The organism is Acidisoma cellulosilyticum, assembly GCF_020621385.1.
In the GTDB taxonomy this organism is placed as follows: Bacteria; Pseudomonadota; Alphaproteobacteria; order Acetobacterales; family Acetobacteraceae; genus Acidisoma; species Acidisoma cellulosilyticum.
This window is the reverse complement of sequence record NZ_JAESVA010000001.1, coordinates 15,294-37,359: the sequence shown is the minus strand read 5'-3', so window position 1 is coordinate 37,359 and position 22,066 is coordinate 15,294. Positions and strand designations below refer to the sequence as shown.

Annotated in this window: 23 protein-coding genes and 1 pseudogene; 12 read left to right on the top strand and 12 right to left on the bottom strand. The window is 63.0% G+C overall.

Features of this window, described 5'->3' with window-relative positions; genetic code table 11:
• Nucleotides 1-356: 356 nt before the first annotated feature.
• The 4 genes from ACELLULO517_RS00195 to ACELLULO517_RS00180 are packed head-to-tail and all read left to right on the top strand — an operon-like array spanning nt 357 to nt 4,736.
• Nucleotides 357-1,421 (top strand): acyltransferase family protein, encoded by a 1,065-nt coding sequence (locus tag ACELLULO517_RS00195; RefSeq protein ID WP_227304436.1) that lies wholly within the window; start codon nt 357-359, stop codon nt 1,419-1,421.
• A gap of 51 nt (nt 1,422-1,472) precedes the next feature.
• On the top strand, nt 1,473-2,795 hold the full coding sequence (proS, locus tag ACELLULO517_RS00190; RefSeq protein ID WP_227304433.1) for a proline--tRNA ligase: 1,323 nt from the start codon (nt 1,473-1,475) through the stop codon (nt 2,793-2,795).
• Nucleotides 2,795-4,048 carry a lipoprotein-releasing ABC transporter permease subunit gene (locus tag ACELLULO517_RS00185; RefSeq protein WP_227304429.1) on the top strand — a complete coding sequence of 418 codons (1,254 nt, stop codon included), beginning with the start codon at nt 2,795-2,797 and terminating at the stop codon, nt 4,046-4,048. Before proS ends, ACELLULO517_RS00185 begins: the two co-directional genes overlap by 1 nt.
• Complete coding sequence (locus ACELLULO517_RS00180) at nt 4,041-4,736, top strand: ABC transporter ATP-binding protein (protein ID WP_227304426.1); 696 nt, start codon at nt 4,041-4,043, stop codon at nt 4,734-4,736. Before ACELLULO517_RS00185 ends, ACELLULO517_RS00180 begins: the two co-directional genes overlap by 8 nt.
• Here ACELLULO517_RS00180 and ACELLULO517_RS00175 read toward each other — a convergent pair whose 3' ends face one another.
• Nucleotides 4,737-5,924: a multidrug effflux MFS transporter gene (locus ACELLULO517_RS00175; RefSeq protein WP_227304423.1), complete on the bottom strand. Its 1,188-nt coding sequence runs from the start codon at nt 5,922-5,924 to the stop codon at nt 4,737-4,739.
• 306 nt (nt 5,925-6,230) lie between these two features.
• Here ACELLULO517_RS00175 and ACELLULO517_RS00170 point away from each other — a divergent pair, with 306 nt between their 5' ends.
• A complete protein-coding gene (locus ACELLULO517_RS00170) occupies nt 6,231-6,581 on the top strand; it encodes a DUF1801 domain-containing protein (protein ID WP_227304419.1) in 351 nt (116 codons plus the stop codon).
• Between the two features lie 135 nt (nt 6,582-6,716).
• Here ACELLULO517_RS00170 and ACELLULO517_RS00165 read toward each other — a convergent pair whose 3' ends face one another.
• A complete protein-coding gene (locus tag ACELLULO517_RS00165; RefSeq protein ID WP_227304416.1) occupies nt 6,717-7,283 on the bottom strand; it encodes a TetR/AcrR family transcriptional regulator in 567 nt (188 codons plus the stop codon).
• Between the two features lie 90 nt (nt 7,284-7,373).
• Between ACELLULO517_RS00165 and ACELLULO517_RS00160 the strand changes: the two genes are divergently transcribed.
• Nucleotides 7,374-8,411 carry an aldo/keto reductase gene (locus ACELLULO517_RS00160; RefSeq protein ID WP_227304413.1) on the top strand — a complete coding sequence of 346 codons (1,038 nt, stop codon included), beginning with the start codon at nt 7,374-7,376 and terminating at the stop codon, nt 8,409-8,411.
• A 64-nt stretch (nt 8,412-8,475) separates the two neighbouring features.
• Entirely contained in the window at nt 8,476-11,901 is a 3,426-nt protein-coding gene (gene dnaE / locus ACELLULO517_RS00155) for a DNA polymerase III subunit alpha (protein ID WP_227304410.1), read from the top strand.
• A gap of 30 nt (nt 11,902-11,931) precedes the next feature.
• On the opposite strand, the gene ACELLULO517_RS00150 is transcribed toward dnaE, so the two are convergent.
• From ACELLULO517_RS00150 to ACELLULO517_RS00130, 5 genes are all read right to left on the bottom strand, one after another.
• Complete coding sequence (locus ACELLULO517_RS00150; protein WP_227304407.1) at nt 11,932-12,579, bottom strand: CPBP family intramembrane glutamic endopeptidase; 648 nt, start codon at nt 12,577-12,579, stop codon at nt 11,932-11,934.
• 59 nt (nt 12,580-12,638) lie between these two features.
• Complete coding sequence (locus ACELLULO517_RS00145) at nt 12,639-12,875, bottom strand: CsbD family protein (protein WP_227304404.1); 237 nt, start codon at nt 12,873-12,875, stop codon at nt 12,639-12,641.
• 62 nt (nt 12,876-12,937) lie between these two features.
• Nucleotides 12,938-13,399 (bottom strand): hypothetical protein, encoded by a 462-nt coding sequence (locus tag ACELLULO517_RS00140; RefSeq protein ID WP_227304402.1) that lies wholly within the window; start codon nt 13,397-13,399, stop codon nt 12,938-12,940.
• A complete protein-coding gene (locus ACELLULO517_RS00135) occupies nt 13,399-14,856 on the bottom strand; it encodes a cryptochrome/photolyase family protein (RefSeq protein WP_406566216.1) in 1,458 nt (485 codons plus the stop codon). Before ACELLULO517_RS00135 ends, ACELLULO517_RS00140 begins: the two co-directional genes overlap by 1 nt.
• 61 nt (nt 14,857-14,917) lie before the next feature.
• Entirely contained in the window at nt 14,918-15,499 is a 582-nt protein-coding gene (locus ACELLULO517_RS00130; RefSeq protein ID WP_227304394.1) for an NUDIX domain-containing protein, read from the bottom strand.
• Between the two features lie 90 nt (nt 15,500-15,589).
• Between ACELLULO517_RS00130 and ACELLULO517_RS00125 the strand changes: the two genes are divergently transcribed.
• Nucleotides 15,590-16,351, top strand: coding sequence for a DeoR/GlpR family DNA-binding transcription regulator (locus ACELLULO517_RS00125; protein WP_227304391.1), 762 nt, complete (start codon nt 15,590-15,592; stop codon nt 16,349-16,351).
• On the opposite strand, the gene ACELLULO517_RS28530 is transcribed toward ACELLULO517_RS00125, so the two are convergent.
• The 3 genes and pseudogenes from ACELLULO517_RS28530 to ACELLULO517_RS00115 all read right to left on the bottom strand — a co-directional run bounded on the left by ACELLULO517_RS28530 (nt 16,348) and on the right by ACELLULO517_RS00115 (nt 17,283).
• Nucleotides 16,348-16,791, bottom strand: a complete 444-nt coding sequence (locus ACELLULO517_RS28530; protein ID WP_406566232.1) for a helix-turn-helix domain-containing protein — start codon at nt 16,789-16,791, stop codon at nt 16,348-16,350. The two genes, ACELLULO517_RS00125 and ACELLULO517_RS28530, sit on opposite strands and share 4 nt — an antisense overlap.
• 3 nt (nt 16,792-16,794) lie before the next feature.
• Nucleotides 16,795-16,989 (bottom strand): annotated as a pseudogene (locus tag ACELLULO517_RS28525) (DJ-1/PfpI family protein); the annotation flags it as partial.
• Nucleotides 16,990-17,007: 18 nt separating this feature from the next.
• Nucleotides 17,008-17,283 carry a helix-turn-helix domain-containing protein gene (locus tag ACELLULO517_RS00115; protein ID WP_227304388.1) on the bottom strand — a complete coding sequence of 92 codons (276 nt, stop codon included), beginning with the start codon at nt 17,281-17,283 and terminating at the stop codon, nt 17,008-17,010.
• A 240-nt stretch (nt 17,284-17,523) separates the two neighbouring features.
• Between ACELLULO517_RS00115 and ACELLULO517_RS00110 the strand changes: the two genes are divergently transcribed.
• Genes ACELLULO517_RS00110 through ACELLULO517_RS00100 form a run of 3 tightly spaced genes read left to right on the top strand, consistent with a single transcriptional unit; the run spans nt 17,524 to nt 18,806 of the window.
• On the top strand, nt 17,524-18,078 hold the full coding sequence (locus ACELLULO517_RS00110) for a carbonic anhydrase (RefSeq protein ID WP_227304385.1): 555 nt from the start codon (nt 17,524-17,526) through the stop codon (nt 18,076-18,078).
• Between the two features lie 30 nt (nt 18,079-18,108).
• The gene (locus ACELLULO517_RS00105) at nt 18,109-18,441 is read left to right on the top strand and encodes an alpha/beta fold hydrolase (RefSeq protein ID WP_227304382.1); all 333 of its coding nucleotides are present in this window, start codon (nt 18,109-18,111) and stop codon (nt 18,439-18,441) included.
• The gene (locus ACELLULO517_RS00100; RefSeq protein ID WP_227304378.1) at nt 18,438-18,806 is read left to right on the top strand and encodes a hypothetical protein; all 369 of its coding nucleotides are present in this window, start codon (nt 18,438-18,440) and stop codon (nt 18,804-18,806) included. The genes ACELLULO517_RS00105 and ACELLULO517_RS00100 overlap by 4 nt, the downstream gene beginning before the upstream one ends.
• A 14-nt stretch (nt 18,807-18,820) precedes the next feature.
• Here ACELLULO517_RS00100 and ACELLULO517_RS00095 read toward each other — a convergent pair whose 3' ends face one another.
• Together ACELLULO517_RS00095 and ACELLULO517_RS00090 are read right to left on the bottom strand one after the other, a co-directional pair.
• A complete protein-coding gene (locus ACELLULO517_RS00095) occupies nt 18,821-19,201 on the bottom strand; it encodes a DUF427 domain-containing protein (RefSeq protein WP_227304375.1) in 381 nt (126 codons plus the stop codon).
• A 57-nt stretch (nt 19,202-19,258) separates the two neighbouring features.
• Nucleotides 19,259-20,503 carry a PA0069 family radical SAM protein gene (locus ACELLULO517_RS00090; RefSeq protein WP_227304372.1) on the bottom strand — a complete coding sequence of 415 codons (1,245 nt, stop codon included), beginning with the start codon at nt 20,501-20,503 and terminating at the stop codon, nt 19,259-19,261.
• Between the two features lie 405 nt (nt 20,504-20,908).
• Here ACELLULO517_RS00090 and ACELLULO517_RS00085 point away from each other — a divergent pair, with 405 nt between their 5' ends.
• The gene (locus ACELLULO517_RS00085) at nt 20,909-22,036 is read left to right on the top strand and encodes an extracellular solute-binding protein (protein WP_227304369.1); all 1,128 of its coding nucleotides are present in this window, start codon (nt 20,909-20,911) and stop codon (nt 22,034-22,036) included.
• Nucleotides 22,037-22,066: the final 30 nt, after the last annotated feature.

Genomic DNA, 22,066 nt, shown 5'->3' with positions numbered 1-22,066 from the left:
AGGCAGTTAGGGGCAGGCTTGATGCCTAGAAACCGGACATTCTTCAGATTTTGGCTAATTTGCAGGCAGTTGGTGTCTGAGAGCGCGATTTTTGTCGTTTAGAGCGACCATTTTTATTGGACGTAGCGGCGCTGTGATTTCATTATCCAGTCACGGATGAGGTTGATCCCTCGTTCTGCCGTGTGACTGGCGTTTCCTCCCTAAACTTGGCCCGCAGCGCTTTAGCGCGCGGGCCTTTTCTTTAGCTATGCAAGCGCGCGCTGTCACGCGATATTTTCAAAAAAATCCTGAGCCCAACTCGACTTTTCAGGAATTTCTGAAATAGCGGAAGGCTCTGTAGCGCAAACAGGTGCAGCTTGGCCCAATGGGACGATCCGCGGGCCGATCTGCCGGACCTGACGGCCGCGCGCGGCCTGTTGGCACTCTGGGTTTTTGCCTATCACGCCAATCTTCATCTGGCCTTTGCCGGGACTGCAAGTTTCATCGGGCGCGGCTATCTGGGTGTCGACGGATTCTTCGTCCTGTCCGGCCTTGTCCTCGCGCATCGCCATCCGGCCCCCGTGCAGACCGTCGCGGCCTATGGCGGTTTCTGGTGGCGACGTTTCGTTCGGCTTTATCCGACCGCGCTCGCCATGCTGCTGCTATTGGCTTTGCTCTTTCTGCTGGCGAAGCTGGCCGGGGTGCATCCGCATCAGGCGCTGAGGGCAAGCGGTCGGGAGTTCCTGCTCCAACTGCTTCTGCTCAACGGGCTGGGATTCAGCGACGGCTGGACCTGGAATTATCCGTCCTGGTCGATCAGTACGGAATGGATCGGCTATCTGCTGTTTCCGGCCATCGCACTGGGCATTGCCCGTCTCGGGCTCAGATCGACCGTCCAGGGGCTGATCGCCATGGCGCTTTTGCTGCTGGTTCTGTCGGGCTCGTCTCCATCAGGGCTCAATCTCAGCTATCAGGGCGCCTTGCCACGATTTTTGCCCGAATTCGCGGCCGGAATACTGCTCGCGCGTCTTGTTCATCTGGGCTGGCGGCCCTGGCCCTGGCAAATCATCGGGATCGCAGGCCTGGTTCTGCTCACGCTCGGCATCTGGCTGCGGCAGCATACGGCCATGGGCGATGCGCTGGTCGCCTCGGCACTCTGGCTTCTGCTTTGGGCGATGGCCACGGGCCCGCAGCGACTCTTCGCGCGTCTGCCCATTCTGATGCGCTTCGGGGCGCTCTCCTATCCCTTCTATATGGCCTATGCCCCGGTCGAGGTGATTGCCGCCCATCTTTGGTCGGCGGCGGGTAGCGATCCGGCGCATTGGCCCTATCTGTGGCTGGTGCCGCTGTTTCTGAGCAATCTCGCCCTTGCCTGGATCACCGCGCAAACGATAGAGCGGCCTGCGCTTCGCCATCTGGCGGGCCGACGCCGGGACCGCTAGGGTCCGCCCCAGCCTGAGCCTCAGTCCAAGCCGAGAAAGAATGCAACGCCGATGCGTCTATCCCAAAGCCTGATCCCGACCATCAAGGAAGTGCCGTCCGAGGCGCAGATCGCCTCGCATCGCCTCATGCTGCGTGCCGGTCTGGTGCGGCAGACGGCTGCCGGCATCTATGCTTGGCTGCCGGCAGGTTTGCGCGTCCTCAACAATATCGCTGATATCGTGCGGGAAGAGCAGGACGCGGCCGGCGCGCAGGAAGTGCTGATGCCGACCATCCAGCCGGCGACGCTCTGGCAGGAAAGCGGCCGCTACGAGGATTACGGCAAGGAGATGCTGCGGATTAAGGATCGTCACGAGCGCGATCTGCTGTTCGGCCCGACCAATGAGGAGATGATCACCGACCTGTATCGTCAGTCGGTGAAAAGCTACAAGGAATTGCCGCAGGCCGCTTACCAGATTCAGTGGAAGTTCCGCGACGAGGTGCGCCCCCGTTTCGGCGTCATGCGCGGCCGTGAATTCCTGATGAAGGACGCCTATAGTTTCGCGCTCGACTATGCCGGCGCGGTGATCATCTACCGGCGCATGATGCTGGCCTATATGCGCACCTTCCAGCGCCTGGGCGTGAAGGCCATTCCGATGGTGGCCGATACCGGCCCGATCGGCGGCGACCTCAGCCATGAATTCATCATTCTGGCGCCGACCGGCGAAAGCCAGGTCTTCTATGACGCGGCTTTCGAGGATGTGGACTACGGCGCCGGCAATTTCGATATCGACAAGTCAGAAGACCTTGAACGTTTCTTCGGCATCATGACCGGCAACTATGCCGCCACGGACGAGAAGCATGATCTGGACGCCTGGGGGAAGGTCGCCGAAGACCGTCGCCGCGAAGGCCGTGGTATCGAGGTCGGCCATATCTTCTATTTCGGCACCAAATATTCGGCGGCGATGAACTTCTCCGTCACCGGGCCGGACGGGCAGAAGCTTTTCCCGGAAATGGGCAGCTACGGCATCGGCGTCAGCCGCATGGTCGGCGCGCTGATCGAGGCGAGCCATGACGAGGCCGGCATCATCTGGCCGGACAGCGTGGCACCCTTCAAGGTCGGCATCCTCAACCTCAAGCAGGGTGACGCGGTGACCGATGCGATGGCCGAGGACGTCTACGGCAAGCTCCGCAAGGTCGCGCTCTATGACGACCGCAGCGAGCGCGCGGGCGTGAAATTCGCGGATGCCGATCTGATGGGCCATCCCTGGCAGATCATCATCGGGCCGCGCGGCGCGGCGAACGGCATGGTGGAGTTGAAGCGCCGGGCGACCGGCGAGCGTGAGGAACTGACGGTCGAGGCAGCGCTCGCGAAAATCGGCCTGATCGCCAACTGATGTTCGGTTCCTTTGAGCGTACCGTCGCCGGGCGCTATCTGCGCGCCCGGAAGGGCGAGCGATTCGTCTCCGTCATCGCCATCTTCTCGTTGATCGGCATCGCCCTGGGTGTCGCGACGCTGATCATCGTGATGAGCGTCATGAACGGGTTCCGGCAGGACCTGCTGTCGCGCATCCTGGGCCTGAACGGTGACCTTGGCGTCTATGGCGCCGGGGGCACGCAGATCACGGATTATGATGCGACGGCGCGAACCATTCGCGGCATTCCGGGCGTCATCAACGCGGCTTCGGTCTATCAGGGCGAAATCCTGCTGACCGGTGCCCATGGTGGCGCCACCGGCGGGGTGGTGCGCGGGATCAGCCAGACGGATCTGGAGGCGCAGACCTCTGTCTCCAACCACATGCTGGCCGGGTCCATCGACGCCATGACCGGCGACGATGCGGTCATCATCGGCTCCGGCCTGGCGCAGTCCCTGGGGCTGACGGTCGGCGGGAACATCACCTTCGTCAGCCCCCAGGGCAATGCGACGGCCATCGGCACCATTCCGCGCATCCGCGCCTATAAGGTCGTCGGCATCTTCAATGTCGGCATGCAGGAATACGATTCCACCTTCGTCTTCATGCCCATCGACGCGGCGCAGACTTTCTTCGATGCGCCGGGCAAGGCAACGCAGATCGAAGTCACGGTCAAGAACCATGACGATGTCAGTGGGGTGAACCAGGCCATTCGCGCGGCACTGCCATCGAAGCCGATTTCCGTCGTCGACTGGCAGCAGTCCAATGACAGTTTCTTCGCGGCCGTGACGGTGGAGCGGAACGTCATGTTCCTGATCCTGACGCTGATCATCGTGGTTGCGGCCTTCAATGTCATCTCATCCATGATCATGATGGTGAAGGACAAGACCCGGGATATCGCGGTGCTGCGCACGCTGGGCGCCAGCCGTGGTGCCATCATGCGCATCTTCCTGATGGCGGGCGCTTCCATCGGTGTCACCGGCACGCTGATCGGCTTTGTCCTCGGTGTCGTCTTCTGCGCCAATATCGAGCGTATCCGGCAAGCGCTGGAACATATCACCGGCACGACGCTGTTCGATCCGACCGTCTATTTCCTGGAGCAGCTGCCGGCGGTGCTGGATTGGAGCGAGGTGACGACCGTGCTGATCATGGCGCTGGTGCTGTCGCTGCTGGCAACCCTGTACCCGTCCTGGCGCGCGGCGCGAACCGACCCTGTGGAGGCGCTGCGTCATGAGTAACACTGTGACGAATGAGCCGCTGGTCATGGAAGCGGTGCGGCGCAGCTATCGCACCGATGCCGGCAGCCTGGATGTGCTGACATCGATCGACCTGACGCTGCGGGCCGGTGAGATTGTGGCGCTGGTCGCACCCTCAGGCTCGGGCAAATCGACCCTGCTGCATCTGGCCGGGCTGCTGGACCGGCCTGACGCGGGTCGCGTGATGATGGACGGGCGGGACGCAGGCGCCTTGCCGGACAATGCGCGCACGGCCATCCGCCGTGACCGCGTCGGTTTCGTCTATCAGTTCCATCACCTGCTCGCGGAATTCACGGCGCTCGAAAACATCGTCCTGCCGCAGATGATCGCGGGTGTCGCGCGCAAGACCGCCGAAGTTCGGGGGCAGGCATTGCTGGCGGCTTTCGGGCTGGACCATCGTCTGAAGCATCTGCCGGGCAAGCTTTCGGGCGGCGAGCAGCAGCGCGTCGCGATTGCCCGCGCGCTCGCGAACAAACCCGGCGTGCTGCTGGCGGATGAGCCGACCGGCAATCTGGATACCAAGACGGCCGATATCGTCTTCAACGAATTGCTGAGCGCCGTGCGCGGTCAGCGCGTGGCCGCATTGATCGCGACCCATAACCCGGACCTTGCCGGGCGCATGGACCGTCGTGTGACGCTACAGGGCGGACGGCTGATCGATCTGCCCTGATCACCGGCTGCCCGGCCGGCTTGCGAACCAGAACGCGACCTGGCTGACGACCCCGGCGCCCGCCAGCACCGATGCGGCGGCGAGTGCCGGGTCTCGGCCCAGGCTGGCGAGCGCGGTACAAAGCGCGCCGACGGCCATTTGCGTGCAGCCATACAGGCCTGAGGCCGAGCCGATGACATGGGGGTTGACGCTGATCGCCTGGGTCAGGGCCATCGGCGATGCCGTGCCCACGCCTACCGAGAAAACGAAGACGCTGGCGACGACAAGCCAGACCGATAGATGGCCTGTAAGCGCCGCGGCCAGGAAAATCACGACGGCGACCACGCTGATCAGATTGGTGCCGATCAGCAGCGGCACCATGGGCATACGGTTGATCAGGCGGCTGGCCAGCATGCTGCCGAGCCAGATGCCGCCGATGATGACCGCCAGATAGATGCCCACCTCGTAGCTCGGCCGATGCAATTCGCCGACGAAGACGAAGGGCGCGACGGAGATGAAAGCATAGACCGAGGTCGTGGCGCAGCCGCCGCCGATGGAATAGCCGATGAACCGGGGCGAGACGAGCAGGGACGCGTAGTTGCGGGCGAGGGTGGTGAGGTCCGTATTGCTGCGACCGCCTGTCTCCGGCAGCCTGATCTTTGCCAGGACAAGATTGAGCAGTCCCAGAGAACAAAGCAGGACGAAGATCGAGCGCCAGCCGAATGTATTGGTCAGAAGGCTGCCGATGATGGGCGCCATGCCGGGCCCGAGCGTGACCATGAGATTCATCATCGCCAGGCGCCGCGCGGTATCCTTAGGCGCCGAGGTGTCCCGCACGATGGCCCGCGCGATGACAAGGCCCGAGCAGCCGCCCATGGCCTGGAACAATCGTGCAATGATCAGGATATGGACGCTGACGGCCAGCGCCGCGACCAGCCCCGACAGCGTGTAAAGGGTCAGCCCGGCCATCAGGACGCGGCGGCGGCCGAAGCGATCGGACAAGGGTCCGTAGAAGAGCTGCCCGACAGCAAGACCGAGAATATACAGGCTTGCCGTCATCTGGATGGTGGCGATGCCTGCGTGCAGATCTTTCGCCGCCATCGGCAAGGCTGGGACGAAGATATACATCGCGAAGGTGCCGCTGAAGGTGATCAGCGCCAGAAGCCAAAGCGGAGGGGCGGGCGGCATGCCTTCGGTCAGGTCAGTCACATCCAGATGCCTCGTGTCATGCCGTCTGCTTGCTTGATCCAGGCTTGCAAGGGAAGGGCGCAATCTACTTTGTGAAGGCATTTCGTCGGATCGGGTGCGGGCAATGGCGGTCGCTGCCATCTGCGCGAAGCTTCCCCGATGCCGGCGATTTGATCGCCCTATTGGTGATGGCCTGTACTGATAGAATGTGTACCGCCAGCGAAGGCGGGTTTATCCTGCGGAACGGGAAGGAAAACAGGATATGGCAAGAGCCCGTCTCAGACCGTGAAATCCACATCTGCGCTCGTCGACGCAAAGATCGCGTCCTTGTCTGACGGGCTTGGCGAAATATTGTCTCGCATCCGTGCGCTTATCCATGAAGCCGATGCCGAGGTCGTGGAGGAGATGAAATGGCAAAAACCCTCCAACCCCTCGGGCGTTCCTGTCTGGTCGCATGGCGGGATTCTCTGCACGGGGGAAACCTATCGCGACAAGGTCAAGCTGACCTTCGCGAAGGGGGCGGCGCTGCCTGATCCATCCGGCCTGTTCAATGCCAGCCTCGACGGCAATGTGCGGCGGGCCATCGATATCCGTGACGGCGATGCGATCGATGGCGAAGCCTTGAAGGCGCTCATTCGCGCAGCAATAGATTTGAATGAGTCTCGTCACGGAAAATGATTTGGACGCGGTTTGTCGTATCAAAGCAGTGGCGTTATCTGAGTCGGTCGGCTGAAACCATCGCCCGGTTGCCAAAACAAGGCGAAAATTTCCGTTCTAAGTTAGATCTTTCGCAGGTCATGACCAGCCAGCGTCTCACGCGCCTTTGTCGTCGGCGCCCAGGCCCTGCAACACGAAGGCGATAAGCCTCGCGGCCCTTGCCTCTCCGGCGGGGCCGGGCGGGATACGCAACAGGGTGCTCAGGATCAGCAGGACATCCTCCGGGTCGCCGCCCGCCCGGATCAGGCCCGCGCCTTCGCAGGCGTCCATCAACCGGCGGGTCGCGGCCACCATCGGCCCGTAGGTTTCCTGCACATCCCGGTCCGATTTCGCCGCCTGCAAGACATCGGCGACGCCCTGCTTGATGCGGCCGAATTCCGCCAGCCGCTCGCACCACAGCCGGAATGCCTGAAGCGGCGGGTGTTCTGTCAGCAACTGCGGCGCCAGAGCAACCAGCCCGTCGATCTCCTTCCGATAGACGCCGACCACCAAGGCCTCGCGGCTCGGGAAATGCCGATACAGCGTGCCTTGGCCGACGCCGGCGGTCTTGGCGATGGAGGTGAGGGACGCATCCGGGTCAGCCGCGAAGGCCGCGCGCGCGATATCCAGAATGCGATCTCGGTTGGCGCGCGCATCGGCACGCAGAATCTCGTCGTCGGTCATCGTCTCTCTTGACTAAACGGACAGTTGTCCGTTAACGCTGCGATCGATAATCGGACAATCGTCCGGTTATATGTCGTCAGGGAGACTAGCATGCAATACGTCAAGCTCGGTCATACAGGTCTCGATATTTCTCCGATCTGCATCGGCTGCATGGGGTTCGGCGAGCCATCGCGCGGCCATCCGTCCTGGTCGCTGGATGAGGAAGCGGCGCGTCCGGTCATCCGCCACGCGATCGAGGCGGGGATCAATTTCTTCGATACGGCGAATATCTATTCCTTCGGCACGAGCGAGGAAATCCTCGGCCGCGCGTTGAAGGATTTCGCGGATCGTGACAGCGTCGTCATCGCCACCAAGCTGATGGCGCCGATGCGGACCGGCGCCAATGCCGTCGGCCTGTCGCGCAAGGCGATCATGACGGAGGTGGACCACAGCCTGCGGCGGCTCGGCACCGATTACATCGATCTCTACCAGATCCATCGCCGCGATCAGCGGACACCTTGGGAGGAGACGCTGGAGGCGCTGCATGACCTCGTGAAGATGGGCAAGGTGCGCTACCTCGGCGCGTCGTCGATGATGGCCTGGGAATTCAGCAAGGCGCTGCATCTGCAGAAGGCCAATGGCTGGGCGCGTTTCGTCTCGATGCAGGATTGCTACAGCTTGATCGCTCGCGAGGAGGAGCGGGAGATGCTGCCGCTTTGTGCCGATGAAGGCGTGCAGACGATCGTCTATAGCCCGCTCGCGCGCGGCCGGCTGGCGCGGCCCTGGGGGGAGACCACGGCGCGGTCCGAGGCCGAACCCTATGCGGCTCTGCTGTATGACCTGACCTCGACCAGTGACCAGACCATCGTGGACGCCGTTGGTGCCGTGGCGGCCGAACGTGGTGTCAGCCGCGCGCAGATCGCGCTTGCCTGGCTCAGGCGCAACCCGACTGTCGCGGCGCCGATCATCGGCGCGATCAAGACCAGCCATATCGACGATGCGATTGCCGCGCTGTCCATCACCCTGACGGACGAGGAGGCAGCGCAGTTGGAAGCGCCCTATACGCCGCGCCGCGATGTCCAGGGCATATCCGACCCCGCCGTGCTGGCACGTATGGCGGCACAGGTCGGGATCAAAATGGCTGGCTGATCGGGTCGGAGCCTTGCGGAGAGTCTGGCTGCACGACTCGGGTCTGATGGATTAGGTTTGGGCCATGATCGCCAAAAGCTTCGTCCATCTGCACGCCCATTCCGCCTATTCGCTTAGCGAAGGGGCGATCAAGGTCGACAAGCTGATCGCCCTTGCGGCCGGCGACGGCATGCCGGCGCTGGCGCTGACCGATAGCAGCAATATGTTCGGCGCCCTGGAATTCGCCCAATACGCCACGGGTAAAGGCGTGCAGCCGATCATGGGCTGCCAGATCGGCTTGGCGCGGGCCGATCTGCCGCGTCTGCCGCCCGATCCGATTGTCGTTCTGGCCCAGACTGAGGTCGGTTTCGCCAATCTGCAGCGCCTCAGTTCCGTCACCTATCTGGAGACCGAGGCCGGGCTGAAGCCGCAGGTGTCATTCGAGCGGCTGGCCGAACTCTCGGAAGGGCTGTTCCTGCTCACCGGTGGCACCTTCGGGCCGATCAACCGCTTGCTTGCCGAAGGGCAGCGGGCCGAGGCCGCACGGCTGCTGGCGCGTTTCGCGGAACTCTTCCCCGACCGTATGGCGGTGGAACTGCACCGCCACGGCCTCTCAATCGAGAAAGCGATCGAGCCTGGCATTCTGGCGCTGGCGGATGAGATCGGCCTGCCCATCGTCGCCGCCAATGACTGCTATTTCGCGACCGAGAGCATGTATCAAGCGCATGACGCGCTGCTGTGCATCGCGGAAGGGCGCGTGCTGTCGGAAGCCGACCGCCGGCACGTGACGCCGGAACATTGGTTCAAGCCTGCTTCCGTGATGCGTGAACTGTTCCATGATCTGCCGGAGGCCTGCGACAATACGCTGGCTATCGCACAGCGTTGCGCGGTCATGGCCGAAAGCCGCAAGCCGCTGCTGCCCGTCTGCCCCAAGGTGCAGGAGGGCATGACGGAGGAGGAGACGGTCCGCAATATGGCCCATACGGGCCTGGATGCCTATCTGGCGCGTCTGAAGGCAGATGAGGATACAACCCGAATCTATACCGAACGCCTGGATTTCGAGCTGGGCGTCATCGCCCGCATGGGCTTCCCCGGCTATTTCATGATCGTCGCCGACTTTATCCAATGGGCCAAGGCGCGCGATATTCCGGTAGGTCCGGGTCGTGGGTCGGGCGCGGGTTCGCTGGTCGCCTTCGCACTCTCGATCACCGCGCTGGATCCGCTGCGCTTCAGTCTGCTCTTCGAGCGCTTCCTGAACCCGGAACGCGTATCGATGCCCGACTTCGATATCGACTTCTGCCAGGATCGCCGTGATGAGGTGATTTCCTATGTGCGCCGCGAATACGGGTCGGATCGTGTCGCGCAGATCATCACCTATGGAAAGCTGCAGGCGCGTGCAGCGGTGCGTGACGTGGGCCGCGTGCTCGGTCTGCCCTTCGGTCAGGTCAACCGCGTCGCGGAACTGATCCCCAACAATCCCGCCAAACCGGTGACGTTGAAAGAGGCGGTGGACGGCGAGCCGAAGTTGCAGCAGATGCGAGACGAGGACGAATCCGTGCGCCGGCTGCTGGAAATCGCGCTACAGTTGGAAGGGCTTTATCGCCATGCCAGCACCCATGCCGCCGGCGTCGTCATCGGGGACCGCCCGCTGACCGAGCTTGTGCCGCTGTATAAGGACCCGCGGTCGGACTTCCTCGTCACGCAATATTCCATGAAGCATGTCGAGCAGGCCGGGCTGGTGAAGTTCGACTTCCTGGGTCTGACGACGCTGACCATCATCCGTCGCGCCATCACCTTCCTGAAGGGGCTCGATATCGACGTCGATATCGACACGCTGCCGTTGGATGATGTGTCGACCTACGAGATGCTGCAGCGGGGTGACGCCGGCGGCGTCTTCCAGTTTGAAAGTCAGGGCATGCGCGACGTTTTGCGCCAGATGCGCCCTGACCGGTTCGAGGATCTGATCGCGGCGGTGGCCCTCTACCGGCCCGGCCCGATGGCCAATATCCCGGCCTATTGCCAGCGCAAGCATGGTGAGGCGTGGGAGCCGCCGCATCCGGATATTCACGATGTCCTGTCCGAGACCTATGGCATCATGGTCTATCAGGAACAGGTCATGCAGATCGCCCAGAAGCTGGGCGGCTATAGCCTGGGCGCGGCCGACCTGCTGCGCCGGGCCATGGGCAAGAAGATCCGCGCGGAGATGGAAAGCCAGCGCAAGATCTTTACCGACGGCGCGATGGCGCAAGGGATCGAGGCTGAGAAGGCCGGTGAAATCTTCGACCTCATGGCGAAGTTCGCCGACTATGGTTTCAACAAGTCTCATGCCGCGGCTTACGCCTTGGTCGCCTATCAGACCGCCTGGATGAAGGCGAACCATCCGGTACCCTTCATCGCGGCCTGTATGAGCCTGGCGATCAGCAATACCGACAAGCTGGCTGCCTTCCGTCAGGAAGCCAACCGCATGGGCATCACCATTCTGCCGCCGGACATCAACAGATCCGGTGCCGATTTCACGGTGGAGCGTCTGCCGGACGGTAAGCTCGCCATTCGCTACGCGCTGGCTGCCGTCAAGCGCGTGGGTCAGTCGGCGATGGAGGCGGTCGCGGCCGCGCGGGGTGCGAAACCCTTCGACGGGCTCGCGGATTTCTCCGAGCGCGTTGACCCCAAGCTGCTCAACAAGATGCAGCTGGAAAACCTGATCAAGGCTGGCGCCTTCGATCATCTCGACAATAATCGCGCAAGGCTGTTCACGGGCGCCGAAATTCTGCTCAAGCGCGCCCAGGCGACGGCGGAGGATCGCGGCAGCGGTCAGATTGGCCTATTCGGCGGGGCGGATGCGAAGCCCGAGCCGCTGCGCCTGCCGGATCTGCTGGATTGGCCGATGCTGGACCGGCTGGGTTTCGAGGCCGAGGCAATCGGGTTTCATCTCACCAGCCATCCGCTGGATAGTTTCGGATCGACGCTGCGGCGTCTGGGTGTGACGACCAGCGCCCGGTTGCAGACGGTGGCTGAAAACGGCGTCGGCCGCGTGAAGGTGGCCGGCATCGTTGTCGGATCACCCAAGGTGCGCCCGACCAAGACCGGTGGCCGCATGGCCTGGCTGCGCCTGTCGGACGGCGGCGGTAGTTTCGAGGTGACGATGTTCAGCGAAGTGCTGTCGCGCTCTCAGGAATTCATGCGGGAAGGCAGTGCGCTGCTGGTGACGGTCGATCTGCGCATGGACGGCGACGCGCTGCGCATCACCGCGCAGGATGTGACCTCACTCGAAAAGGCGGCAGCGGGTGCCGGCGTCGGCATGCGCGTCTGGCTGTCGGAAACCTCGGCGGTCGATCATATCCGGACCCTGCTGAAGCAGGAAGGGGCAGGGCGGGGCGAGGTTATTCTTCACCCGCGTCTGGACGCGGCGCGCGAGGCCGAGATCCGTCTGCCCGGGCGCTTCAATGTCTCACCGCGTCTGGCGGCGGCGCTGAAGGTGATGCCGGGTATTTCGGCGGTCGAAGAGATCTGACCCAATCGTCGTGCGCGGATGACGATTGTTTCAATGATGCCAGGCGGCACCGGTATAGAAAAACCGGCCGAGGCCGACGGTAAAGATCAGACAACCGTAAAGGCTGTGTTCCAGGCAGGTGAGCGGCAGGGACCGGTGACGCGCATAGTCCCGCGCGAATAGCAGCCCGCCGGCCGCTGTCATGGCGATCGCGATCCAGTTCAGGAAGATGATATGCGCGAAGCCGAAGGCGACAGCGCTCACCAGGATCAGGGCGATATCGCTGCGGAACAGCGCCCGATAGCGATGGAATAGCAGAGAGCGATACAGCATCTCCTGCGGCCAGACCGACAGCAGCGGATAAAGCACCATGATCAGCGCCCAGAACAGCGGGCGCTGGCGCGGCAGGCTGAGGAACAGGTGTGGGAAGGCGGCCCAGGTCACGAGGGTGATGAGCGGGGCCAGCACCGCGAAACGGATCAGAATGCCCCTGATCTCGTGCATCGCGGCGGGTTTGGGCAGTTTGGCCCGGCCGCGGGTTCCGGCCCAGGCCACCAATGCGCCGAGCCAAAGGATCAGGAACAGAATCCCGCCACGGTGGATGGCGAGGATAGCCAGTGGGCCGCCGATGAAGATCGCGGCGAATTCCAAAGCAAGTCGGACATGTAAAAGCCCGGAGGGGCGGCTCCGGGCTTCCATGGATGTCTCATGAACGCTCATGCAGGCATTGTCCGCCAGTGGCGGGCTCGCATCAAGGCTCAGAGAACGCGAAGACGACCGAGGATATAGCCGATCGCGAGAATCGCGAGGCCGGCGACCAGCGGTTGCTCGCGAATGCGGTCCGACGCTTCGTCGAAATAGCCCTCGGCCTGGCCGCGGGCCGTGCGGTAGCGACGGCGAGCCTGGTCCTGCGCGTCATCCGCGAAGTCGCCGACGGCATCCTGAATACGACCCGCGGCATCGCGGGCGGAGTCTGAAAAAGTGCTGCGGGCCATGGGGCTTGTCCTCACGCTTGTTGTGACCAGCAGATAGGTCGGCCGGCGTCAGTTGCAAGCTCTCAACCGCGGCGCAGCCCGTTCCGGATGGTCTCCATCCCGCGCACGAAGACATAGACGCCGGATGACAGCGTCAGGCCTTTGACCAGCAGGCTGTCATTATGCGCGCGGACCGAAAACCAGAACATCAGCAGCGCCACGATGATTTCCACCGCGCCGTAAAGGAGGCCAAGATTCTGCTTCGCGACGAAGGCCAGGACGGCGATGGCGACCATCGGCAGGATGAACCACCTCTGGTTGGTCAGCTCGGCCAAGGCAGGGCGATGGGCGGTAAGGATGGCGCCGAATGCGATGGTGATGAACAGGCAGGCGGCGATGAACAAAGCGGCCGTCAACCAGCGAGCGCGCCGCGACACGGTGGGTGAGCGCCGCCTTGCCATCACCAGCAAGGCGAGCAGAAACCCGGCGGCCAGCGCCACCCATTCCGGCAGAGAGACAGGCGGTGCGCTGGCGGCCGGGTCCATCAGCCGTTCCGCCCGCTGATCTGTTTCAGCGCTGCCAGCGCGCGGGCGCGGCCTTCGGCCAGATCGACGATCGGCATGGGATAGGTCTTGCCCAGGCTGACCTTCGCCGCCCGCAGGATGATCTCTGGCGCCGCCCAAGGCTCATGGATATGGGCGTCCGGCAGGTCTTTCAGCTCGGGCAACCATTGGCGCACGTAATAGCCTTTCGGGTCGAATTTCTTGCCCTGCAAGACAGGATTGAAGATGCGGAAGAAGGGCGCGGCATCGGCCCCGCAGCCCGCGACCCATTGCCAGCTTACGCAATTGTTCGCCAGATCGGCATCGACCAACGTGTCCCAGAACCAGCTTTCCCCGGTTTGCCAGGGAATGAGCAGATGCTTCACCAGCAGGGATGCCACGATCATGCGGACGCGATTATGCATCCAGCCGATGCTCCAAAGCTCCCGCAATCCGGCATCGACGATGGGGATACCGGTCTGGCCGCGCTGCCAGGCGGTTTCTCCGGCCCTGTCGTCCCGCCACGGAAAGTCGGAAAATTCGGTTCGCAGCGGCTGGTCGACCAGTTGCGGATAATGCCACAGCAGATGGGCCGCGAATTCCCGCCAGATCAGTTCGCGGCGATAGGTGGTGACGCCCGCATGGCCCTTCGCTTGGCCCACGGCCTCCCAGACCTGCCAGGGCGAAATCTCACCCCAATGCAGATGCGGGGACAGGCGGGAAGTGCCGGCTTCGCCCGGAATATCCCGGGCGGTTTGATAGTCTGAGACCGCATCCGCCACGAAATCGGCCAGGCGTTCGGCTGCCCCCGCCTCGCCGGGAGTCCATTCCTCCGCCATGCCCTTGTCCCAGGGGATTGTCGGCAGCAGATGCCAATCCGCCAGCTTGTCCGATGCCAAGGTCGGGCCGGCAGAGAGGTGTTTTGGCGCTGGGGTGGGCGGCCGCACATGCACCTGCGCCTCAAACGCCTTGGAAAAGGGCGTGAAGACGCGGAAGGGATTGCCTGTCTGCGTCTTCACCTTATGCGGGTCATGCAGCAGCGTGGTGCGATGGCGGATGAGCTGACAGTCCTTGTCCGTCAGCGCGTCATGCACCGTTTTATCGATGGTGCGGTCGCCAGGGTCGGGCATGAAGCCGGTATGGACGGCGCTTGCCCCGGTCTCCGCGACCAGCGCCAGAATCGTCTTCGCGCTGTCACCACGGCGGAGAATGAGCGGGTTCTCCAGCCTCTCCAGGCTTTCACCCAGGTTTTGGAGAGAGTAATGCAGCCACCAGCGGGAGGCGCCGCCGATGGCGCGATGCGGGCGTCGGTCGCTGTCATCCAGGATAAAGACCGGGACCACGGGCGCACCGGATTCTGCGGCTGCCGCGACCGCGTCCTGGTCCGCCAGCCGCAGGTCTCGCCGGAACCACAGCAGAACCGGGGCCTGCTTCGTCTTGCTTTTCGTCACCCGCGCCATTCCGCCGCCTCATCTCACAAAGAAACAATGAGATAGGCGCGGCTTTCTGGAAAGAGACCCTTCAGCGGAAGATGTGAAGGGCCGCGTATTGCAGCAGCATGATGGTCTTGGCGTCGCAGATTGTCCCGGTGCGGATGCCAGCGAGCGCCACGTCGACGGTCATTTCCAATAATCCGATATCCTCGCCTTCTTCGATATTGCCGCCGCCTGCGCTGACACGGTCTTGCGGCGCATAGGGGGCGGCGAAGAAATGCAGTTTCTCCGTCACTGAACCGGGGCTCATGAAGGCGTCGAAAACCGGCTCCACAATGCCGACGCGAAAGCCGGTTTCCTCCTCCACTTCCGCGCGGATGCGCGTCTCGGGCTCGGCCTGATCCAGCAACCCGGCCGGCGTTTCGATCAGCAGATCGTCATACCCGTTGACGAAGGTCGGATAGCGGAATTGCCGGGTGAGGATGACCGTCCGCCGGTCGAGATTGTAGAGCAGAATGGTCGCGCCATTGCCGCGATCATAGGTCTCTCGCCACTGCTCCTGCCAATCCCCGTCGCTGCGGCGGAAGCTGAAACGGGTCTTTTTCAGCACATACCAATCGGCCGAGAGGGTCTGCACCTCATGCACCTGCACGCGATCGGCGATGCTCATCCCTTGTCTCCCTCACGATAGGCTGGGTCTTAATTTCGTGACAAAACGTGCATAAACGTGCAGAGTCAAGAAAATTCAGGTATATTCGCGATGCTGACCTCCGAGCGAAAGGCCTTTATCCTTGACCGGCTGCGGCGGGACGGGCGGATTGTCGCCAAGACCGTTGCGGAGGCGCTGGGCCTGTCGGAGGACACGCTGCGGCGCGACCTGCGCGAATTGGCGGCTGAAGGGCTGCTGCTGCGTGTACACGGCGGTGCCTTGCCGGCGTCCCCCGCGATAGCCGCTTTGCCCGCCCGCTGGTCCGTCTCGCCGCAATCCAAGATGGCCGTGGCTGCGGTCGCCGCGCGCATGGTGCAGCCGGGTCAGGTGATCATCCTCGACGGCGGCACGACCTCCGTGCAGATGGCCCGTCTGTTGCCGCGTGACCTGGCGGCGACGGTCGTGACCCATAGCCCAAGCATTGCGGTGGAACTGGCCGGACATGAGCGGATCACGGTCGAGATGATCGGCGGGCGGCTGTTCCGCCATTCCATGGTCGCGATGGGGACGGTCGCGGTCGAGATGATCGCCGGTATCCGCGCCGATCTTTTTTTCCTCGGCGTGACGGGCGTTCACCCTGACTATGGGGTGACGACGGGTGACGCCGAGGAAGCCGCCATCAAGCGCGCGCTCGCCCGTCAGGCGGCGGAGACGGTGGTTCTGGCCTCGGCCGAAAAGCTCGGCGCCGTCTCACCCTTTCGCGTTCTACCGCTGACCGAGATCGATAGCCTGGTGGTGGAGGCGGATACCGCGCCCGCGTTACTGGCGCCTTATCGCGACCGCGGCATCACCATCATTCAGGCTGAGGGCTAGCGTGCTTTGGCCTGAGCGCGGATCGCCTGCGGCGGGCGGCCGAGCACACGCTGGAAGGCGCGGCGCATCCGCTCCTGATCGCCGAACCCGGTCTCGGCCGCGATGATCTCGATCGGGTGATTGCTCTGCTCGATCATCAGTTGTGCAGCTTCGATGCGCAGCGTCTCGATCGCCTTGGCGGGCGACGTGCCGGTCTCCGTCCGGAAGGCGCGGCTGAACTGGCGCGGGCCTAGGCCGGCGGCCTGGGCCAGAACCTCCACCGACAATACGCCCCTCAGGTTTTGCCGGGCATAGGTCAGCGCGGTCTGAATACGGTCGGATCGCGGGTTCATCGCCAGTAGGGCCGAATGCTGGGAGCGTTCACCGGCGCGTAGATGCTCGACGACCATGATCCGCGCGACGGTATAGGCAAGATCCGCGCCGTAATCCGCCTCCAGCATGGCGAGCGTCAGGTCGATGCCAGCGCTATTGCCGGCGGCGGTCCAGATCGGCCCGTCCAGGATGAAGATGCGGTCCTTCTCCAGCCGAAGGTTGGGGTAGCGCGTCGTGAAATCCTCGGTAAACAGCCAATGGGTGGTGACGCGCCTTTGCCCCAGCACACCCGCATCGGCCAGCGCGAAAACGCCGGTGCAGATGGAGGAGACGCGGCGGGAGTTCTAGGCGGCGGAAGCGAGGAAGGCTTGCAAACCTGCGGATGTCGGAAGAACCCGCGTATGCCCGCCGATGATCAGCGTATCGAACTGGCGGTCGCCCCACGCCTCTGTCTGCAGGCTTGTGCCCATCGCGGTGGCAACGGGTCCGCCGTCCTCGGACAGGATATGCACATCATAGCAAGGCTTGCCCGTGCTGACATTCGCGAATTCGAACACCGATAAGGCTGCCAGGCTCATGACCGGAAAGCCGGGTGAAACAACGAAGCCGACCGTCAACATGCTGAGACCGTCCTGACCCGAAACGAGGGAATTATGACATTGGGGCAAGCCCCGAATGTTGCTATCACTGAAATAACGAATGCCGCTCATCGTCGATTTGTTAGTAATATGTCAATATAATATCAATTTTATTTGGATTTTTAAGACAAAATTCCATTTAAAGCGTGGCATTTCTCTAAATCTTTATTGCCGATGGCAGTTGTTGAATATCTCTATTTTTACCGGAATAAGGAGGCGAGCGTGAGTTCCGACGTCATAGACAGCCTGGCGGCCCGCAACGATGATTTTTCGGCTGACGGTTTTGTTTCGGGTCTGAAAATGATGCCGTCGCGCAAGACGATCATCATCAGCTGCGCCGATCCGCGTGTCGATCCTTTCGATATTTTCAAGCTGACGCCCGGCGAGGCAGCGGTCATCCGCAATGTCGGCGGCCGCACCGATCCCGGCACGCTGGAGACCATGGCCTTGTTGCGCTCGGTCGTGAACGCACTCGGTGGCGATATCGGGCCGGGCTGGAACCTCATTGTGCTGCATCATACGGATTGCGGCATCCGCCATTGTCAGACCCATGCGCCGGACCTGTTGGCGAAGCATATGGGCACAACGGTCGCAGGGCTGGAGAGCATGGCGATTACCGATCCGCATGCGGCCGTCGCGATGGATGTTGCCTCGCTCAAGCGCAATCCGAAAACACCGGTCGGCGCCCTGGTCACGGGCCTGGTCTATGACTGCGCGACGGGACGGGTGGAAATGGTGGTGCCGACAGCCCCTTTGGAAGCCGTCGCCGCGGCCTGAACGTCATCTGCAACCCATCGCGAGGTAATCATGGCCGATCGTCCCATCGCGACCGAGCATCGGATCGCGCGCGAGCAAGGCAGTCTTTATGCGCGCGACTATCCGAGTTCCGGGCCGGCCTTCGTGCTGATGGCCGCGGAGTTCTACGCCGAGCACGCGCGTAACGCCGGACATCTGGCAGAGCTGAAAGAATTGGACGTGCCGGTGAAACTGATCTGGGGCGCGCTTGATCCCTATATCACCGTCGCGGTCGCGGAGAAGCGCCAAGTGCAGCTCAAAACAGCGAGCCTCACTGTGCTGCCGGCCGGGCATTGGCTGCAGATCGACGATCCGGAAGGGGTGGCGAAAGCGATGCTGTCATGACGGACCAGAGCCCGGCTTCAGCAGGACGGGCCAGCGCTTTTCCGCCCGTGCCGACCACCAAGGTTCTGGCCATTGCGCGTCTGCTGGCACCGCTGACGCCGGAACAGCGCAAAACCATCCTGTCGGAGGAAGTGCCCGATACGGTCAGGCTGTTTCTGGCCGGCAAGATCGATCAGTGGTGGTCACAACAGAACGGCAATGGGCCGGTCTTTCTGATGAACGTCACGTCGGTCGCGGAAGCCCTTGCCCTGCTGTCCGCCCTGCCGCTCGGCCAGAACGGGTTGATGGAGTTCGACTTCCTCGAACTCGGCCCGTTGCGGCCGCTGCACCTGTTGTTGAGCCAGGGCTGGGCGAAGGAAGGCTGAGAGCGGGCTGGCCCTCAGTCCGCCTGCTCGGTAATCGCGTCGACGCGGTTAGGGTAGAAGGCGAGGTGATCCTTGATCGCGGCGACGGCGTCATACGGCGTCTCATAGGTCCAGATCGCATCGGCTGAGCGCTGCCCATCGGTCTGGATGCTGAAATACGCGGCCTCGCCCTTATAAGGGCAATAGCTTTCGGTGGCCGAGCGTTCCAGCAGGTCCATGGCGACATCCGCGCGGGGGATATATTGAACCGGCGGATAGCTCGCCTCGCGCAGCGTCAGTGCCGCTTTCGTATCCGCGATCACCTTGCCGCCGAGTGTTACCACGACCCGTTTCGGGTTAAGGTCCACGCTGATCGGATGGTCGGGGCCAGGGATTTTGATGGTTTTCTCGGGCAAGGCAAACCTCCTGAAGCGCTGTTGAGCGGCCACTATGGGCAGTCTATCGCCGTTCCATCAGAACAGCGACATCTGCTTTTCTGGCGCCGCATTGGCGGGCGCGGCTTTAAATCGATCCGGCACAAGAAACTGCGCCACATCCAGCCTCGCCATGCGGCCATCCAGCCCATGGCGGCGCGTCGCCATCTGGAAACGCTGGGCAATGAGATCGGCATAGGCGCCGGTGCCGGTAAAACGCTGCCCGAAGCTCGCGTCATACAGCGCGCCGCCCCGCACCTGCCTGATCAGACTCAGCACATGCTGCGCCCGCGCCGGGACATGCTGATTGAGCCAGGCCTCGAACATCTCGCGCAATTCCAACGGCAGACGCAGCATGACATAGCCCGCGCGGTCCGCCCCGGCCTGGGCCGAGGCCGCGATGATCGCCTCCAACTCGACATCGTTCAAGCCAGGGATCATGGGGGCCGAGAGCACGCCGACCGGAACGCCCGCCTGTTTCAGACCCGTGACCGCGCGCAACCGCAAATGCGGGGCGCTGGCGCGGGGTTCCATCACCCGCGCCAGCGCCGGGTCCAATGTGGTGACGGAGAGGAAAACCTGCACCAGCCCGCGTGACGCCATGTCGCGCAGAATATCGAGATCGCGCAGGACAAGCGCGGATTTGGTGACGATGCTGACCGGATGGCCGAATTCGCGCAGCACTTCCAGCACCTGGCGGGTCAATTGCAAGCGCCGCTCGATCGGCTGGTAGGGGTCCGTATTGGCGCCGAGCGTGATCGGCTTGGGGTCGTAAGAAGGCTTGCGCAACTCCTTTTCCAGCAGGCTCGCGACCTCGGGCTTGAACAGCAGCTTGGTCTCGAAATCGAGGCCGGGTGAATAGCCAAGATAGGCGTGGCTCGGCCGCGCGAAGCAATAGATGCAACCGTGCTCGCAGCCGCGATAGGGGTTGATTGATCGGTCAAATCCCAGATCGGGGCTGGTGTTGCGGGCAATCACCGTGCGCGAACTGTCGCGGATCAGCGTCGTCTCCAGCGGTGGCAGGTCACCGAAACAGGCATCGAGCGAGCCCCAGCCGTCGTCGGTCGCGACGGTTTCCTGGGTCTCGAACCGCACGCCGGGATTGGTGGTCGCGCCACGGCCCGAACGGGCGAGGGTTGGCGAAGGGGGACCGCCGTCCGCGGGCGCGCCGGCGCGGCTGCGGGTAATGCGCAGGCGTTCGGGCCCTGTCTTACGGTCGCGGCTTCCGGCCTTGGCGGTGGTCGGCTTCGGGCTGTCAGGGCCGGTCAAGTCAGTGTGAGGCATCGAATCCTCCTTCATCGGAGGGCAAAGTCGCGCCTGCTTGGCGTTGGAGTCAAGAACAAAATAGGAACATCAAAAAAGCATTATCGAACCCCCATTCAGCTCGTTCAGAAAAAGCATTGTTTTTCAAAGCATAAGCGGTAGACTTATCGACCCTGTTGTCGCATTGGGCCTATTCTCTCGGCGGGTGCATTCAATCGAAAGGACCCGATCGTTCAGAATGAGTCACGGGCCGGCCGCTTGTCTGGTAACTGTCATAAAACTGGCGTTGTCGGCCCCCGCATCCGGCTGTATCGGCCAAGCGTCGGGCGGATGGAACTCACCCTCTGTCGTCTCTCGTCAGAGCTTGTGCTTGCCTAGTCTGGTCTCTGCATCGCTCTCTTCACCGATCTGTATCAGGAGCCTTTAATGACGATCGAAAAGCCGCTTTTCGGCCGACGTGATTACGCGAAGCTTGGTGTGGCCACGATGGCGGGCGCTGCCCTCGCCACTGTCCCGGGCTTGCGCTCCGCCCGTGCCGCCGATGGAATGGACGCGCTGATCGCCGCCGCCAAGAAGGAAGGCAAGCTCAACGTCATCACCCTGCCGCGTGACTGGGCCAATTACGGCGCCATCATGGACCAGTTCACCGCGAAATACGGGATCGTCATCGACGACGCCAATCCGGACGGCTCCTCCGCCCAGGAACTCCAGGCCGTTCGCACCCTGAAGGGCCAGGATCGCGCGCCGGACGCGCTCGACATCGGCCCGTCCTTCGCGTCGATCGGCGTGAAGCAGAAGCTGTTCGCCCCCTACAAGGTCGCCACCTGGGACAGCATCCCGGACGGCATGAAGGACCCGGACGGCCTTTGGGTCGCTGACTATTTCGGTGTCGTTTCCATCGCGACCAACACCAATGTCGCGAAGAACGCGCCGCGCAGCTGGGCCGATCTGAAGAAGCCGGAATACAAGGGCATGATCGCGCTGAACGGCAGCCCGCTGGGTGCCGGCGCCGCTTTCGCCGCCGTCTTCGCCGCGGCCATGGGCAATGGCGGCTCGCTCGACGACATCGCGCCGGGCGTCCAGTATTTCGCGGAACTCGCGAAGCTCGGCAACCTGAACCCGGCGGCCGCCACCGGTCCGGCACTGCTCGTCAGCGGCCAGGCGCCGATCGTCATCAACTGGGACTATCTGTCGCTCGGCTATCGCGATGCCGCTGTCGGCAAGGCGACGCTTGAAGTGGTCGTGCCGGAAGGCAGCCAGCCCTATGGCAGCTTCTATTGCCAGGCGATCCCGGCCGATGCCGCCCATCCGAATGCCGCCAAGCTTTGGCAGGAATGGCTGTATTCCGACGAAGGCCAGCTGCTGTTTCTGGCGGGCTATGCCCACCCGGCGCGCTACGCTGACCTTGCCAAGCGCGGCCTGATCCCGGCGAGCCTGACCGCCAAGCTGCCGCCCGCGGCGCCTTATGCGGATATCAAGTTCGCGACCCAGGACCAGGTTGCCAAGGCCCAGAAGACCCTCGCGACCCTCTGGCCGCAGCTCGTTCACATCTAAGCCGTCTATCAGCCGCGGACGACGAAAGGA

Excerpts from the sequence above, each read along its gene's own strand:
- proS (WP_227304433.1), top strand. The coding sequence starts at position 1,473 with ATGCGTCTATCCCAAAGCCTGATCCCGACCATCAAGGAAGTGCCGTCC.
- ACELLULO517_RS00185 (WP_227304429.1), top strand. The coding sequence starts at position 2,795 with ATGTTCGGTTCCTTTGAGCGTACCGTCGCCGGGCGCTATCTGCGCGCC.
- ACELLULO517_RS00180 (WP_227304426.1), top strand. The coding sequence starts at position 4,041 with ATGAGTAACACTGTGACGAATGAGCCGCTGGTCATGGAAGCGGTGCGG.
- ACELLULO517_RS00165 (WP_227304416.1), bottom strand. The coding sequence starts at position 7,283 with ATGACCGACGACGAGATTCTGCGTGCCGATGCGCGCGCCAACCGAGAT.
- ACELLULO517_RS00160 (WP_227304413.1), top strand. The coding sequence starts at position 7,374 with ATGCAATACGTCAAGCTCGGTCATACAGGTCTCGATATTTCTCCGATC.
- dnaE (WP_227304410.1), top strand. The coding sequence starts at position 8,476 with ATGATCGCCAAAAGCTTCGTCCATCTGCACGCCCATTCCGCCTATTCG.
- ACELLULO517_RS00150 (WP_227304407.1), bottom strand. The coding sequence starts at position 12,579 with ATGGAAGCCCGGAGCCGCCCCTCCGGGCTTTTACATGTCCGACTTGCT.
- ACELLULO517_RS00145 (WP_227304404.1), bottom strand. The coding sequence starts at position 12,875 with ATGGCCCGCAGCACTTTTTCAGACTCCGCCCGCGATGCCGCGGGTCGT.
- ACELLULO517_RS00140 (WP_227304402.1), bottom strand. The coding sequence starts at position 13,399 with ATGGACCCGGCCGCCAGCGCACCGCCTGTCTCTCTGCCGGAATGGGTG.
- ACELLULO517_RS00135 (WP_406566216.1), bottom strand. The coding sequence starts at position 14,856 with ATGGCGCGGGTGACGAAAAGCAAGACGAAGCAGGCCCCGGTTCTGCTG.
- ACELLULO517_RS00130 (WP_227304394.1), bottom strand. The coding sequence starts at position 15,499 with ATGAGCATCGCCGATCGCGTGCAGGTGCATGAGGTGCAGACCCTCTCG.
- ACELLULO517_RS00125 (WP_227304391.1), top strand. The coding sequence starts at position 15,590 with ATGCTGACCTCCGAGCGAAAGGCCTTTATCCTTGACCGGCTGCGGCGG.
- ACELLULO517_RS28530 (WP_406566232.1), bottom strand. The coding sequence starts at position 16,791 with ATGCTGGAGGCGGATTACGGCGCGGATCTTGCCTATACCGTCGCGCGG.
- ACELLULO517_RS00115 (WP_227304388.1), bottom strand. The coding sequence starts at position 17,283 with ATGTTGACGGTCGGCTTCGTTGTTTCACCCGGCTTTCCGGTCATGAGC.
- ACELLULO517_RS00105 (WP_227304382.1), top strand. The coding sequence starts at position 18,109 with ATGGCCGATCGTCCCATCGCGACCGAGCATCGGATCGCGCGCGAGCAA.
- ACELLULO517_RS00100 (WP_227304378.1), top strand. The coding sequence starts at position 18,438 with ATGACGGACCAGAGCCCGGCTTCAGCAGGACGGGCCAGCGCTTTTCCG.
- ACELLULO517_RS00090 (WP_227304372.1), bottom strand. The coding sequence starts at position 20,503 with ATGCCTCACACTGACTTGACCGGCCCTGACAGCCCGAAGCCGACCACC.
- ACELLULO517_RS00085 (WP_227304369.1), top strand. The coding sequence starts at position 20,909 with ATGACGATCGAAAAGCCGCTTTTCGGCCGACGTGATTACGCGAAGCTT.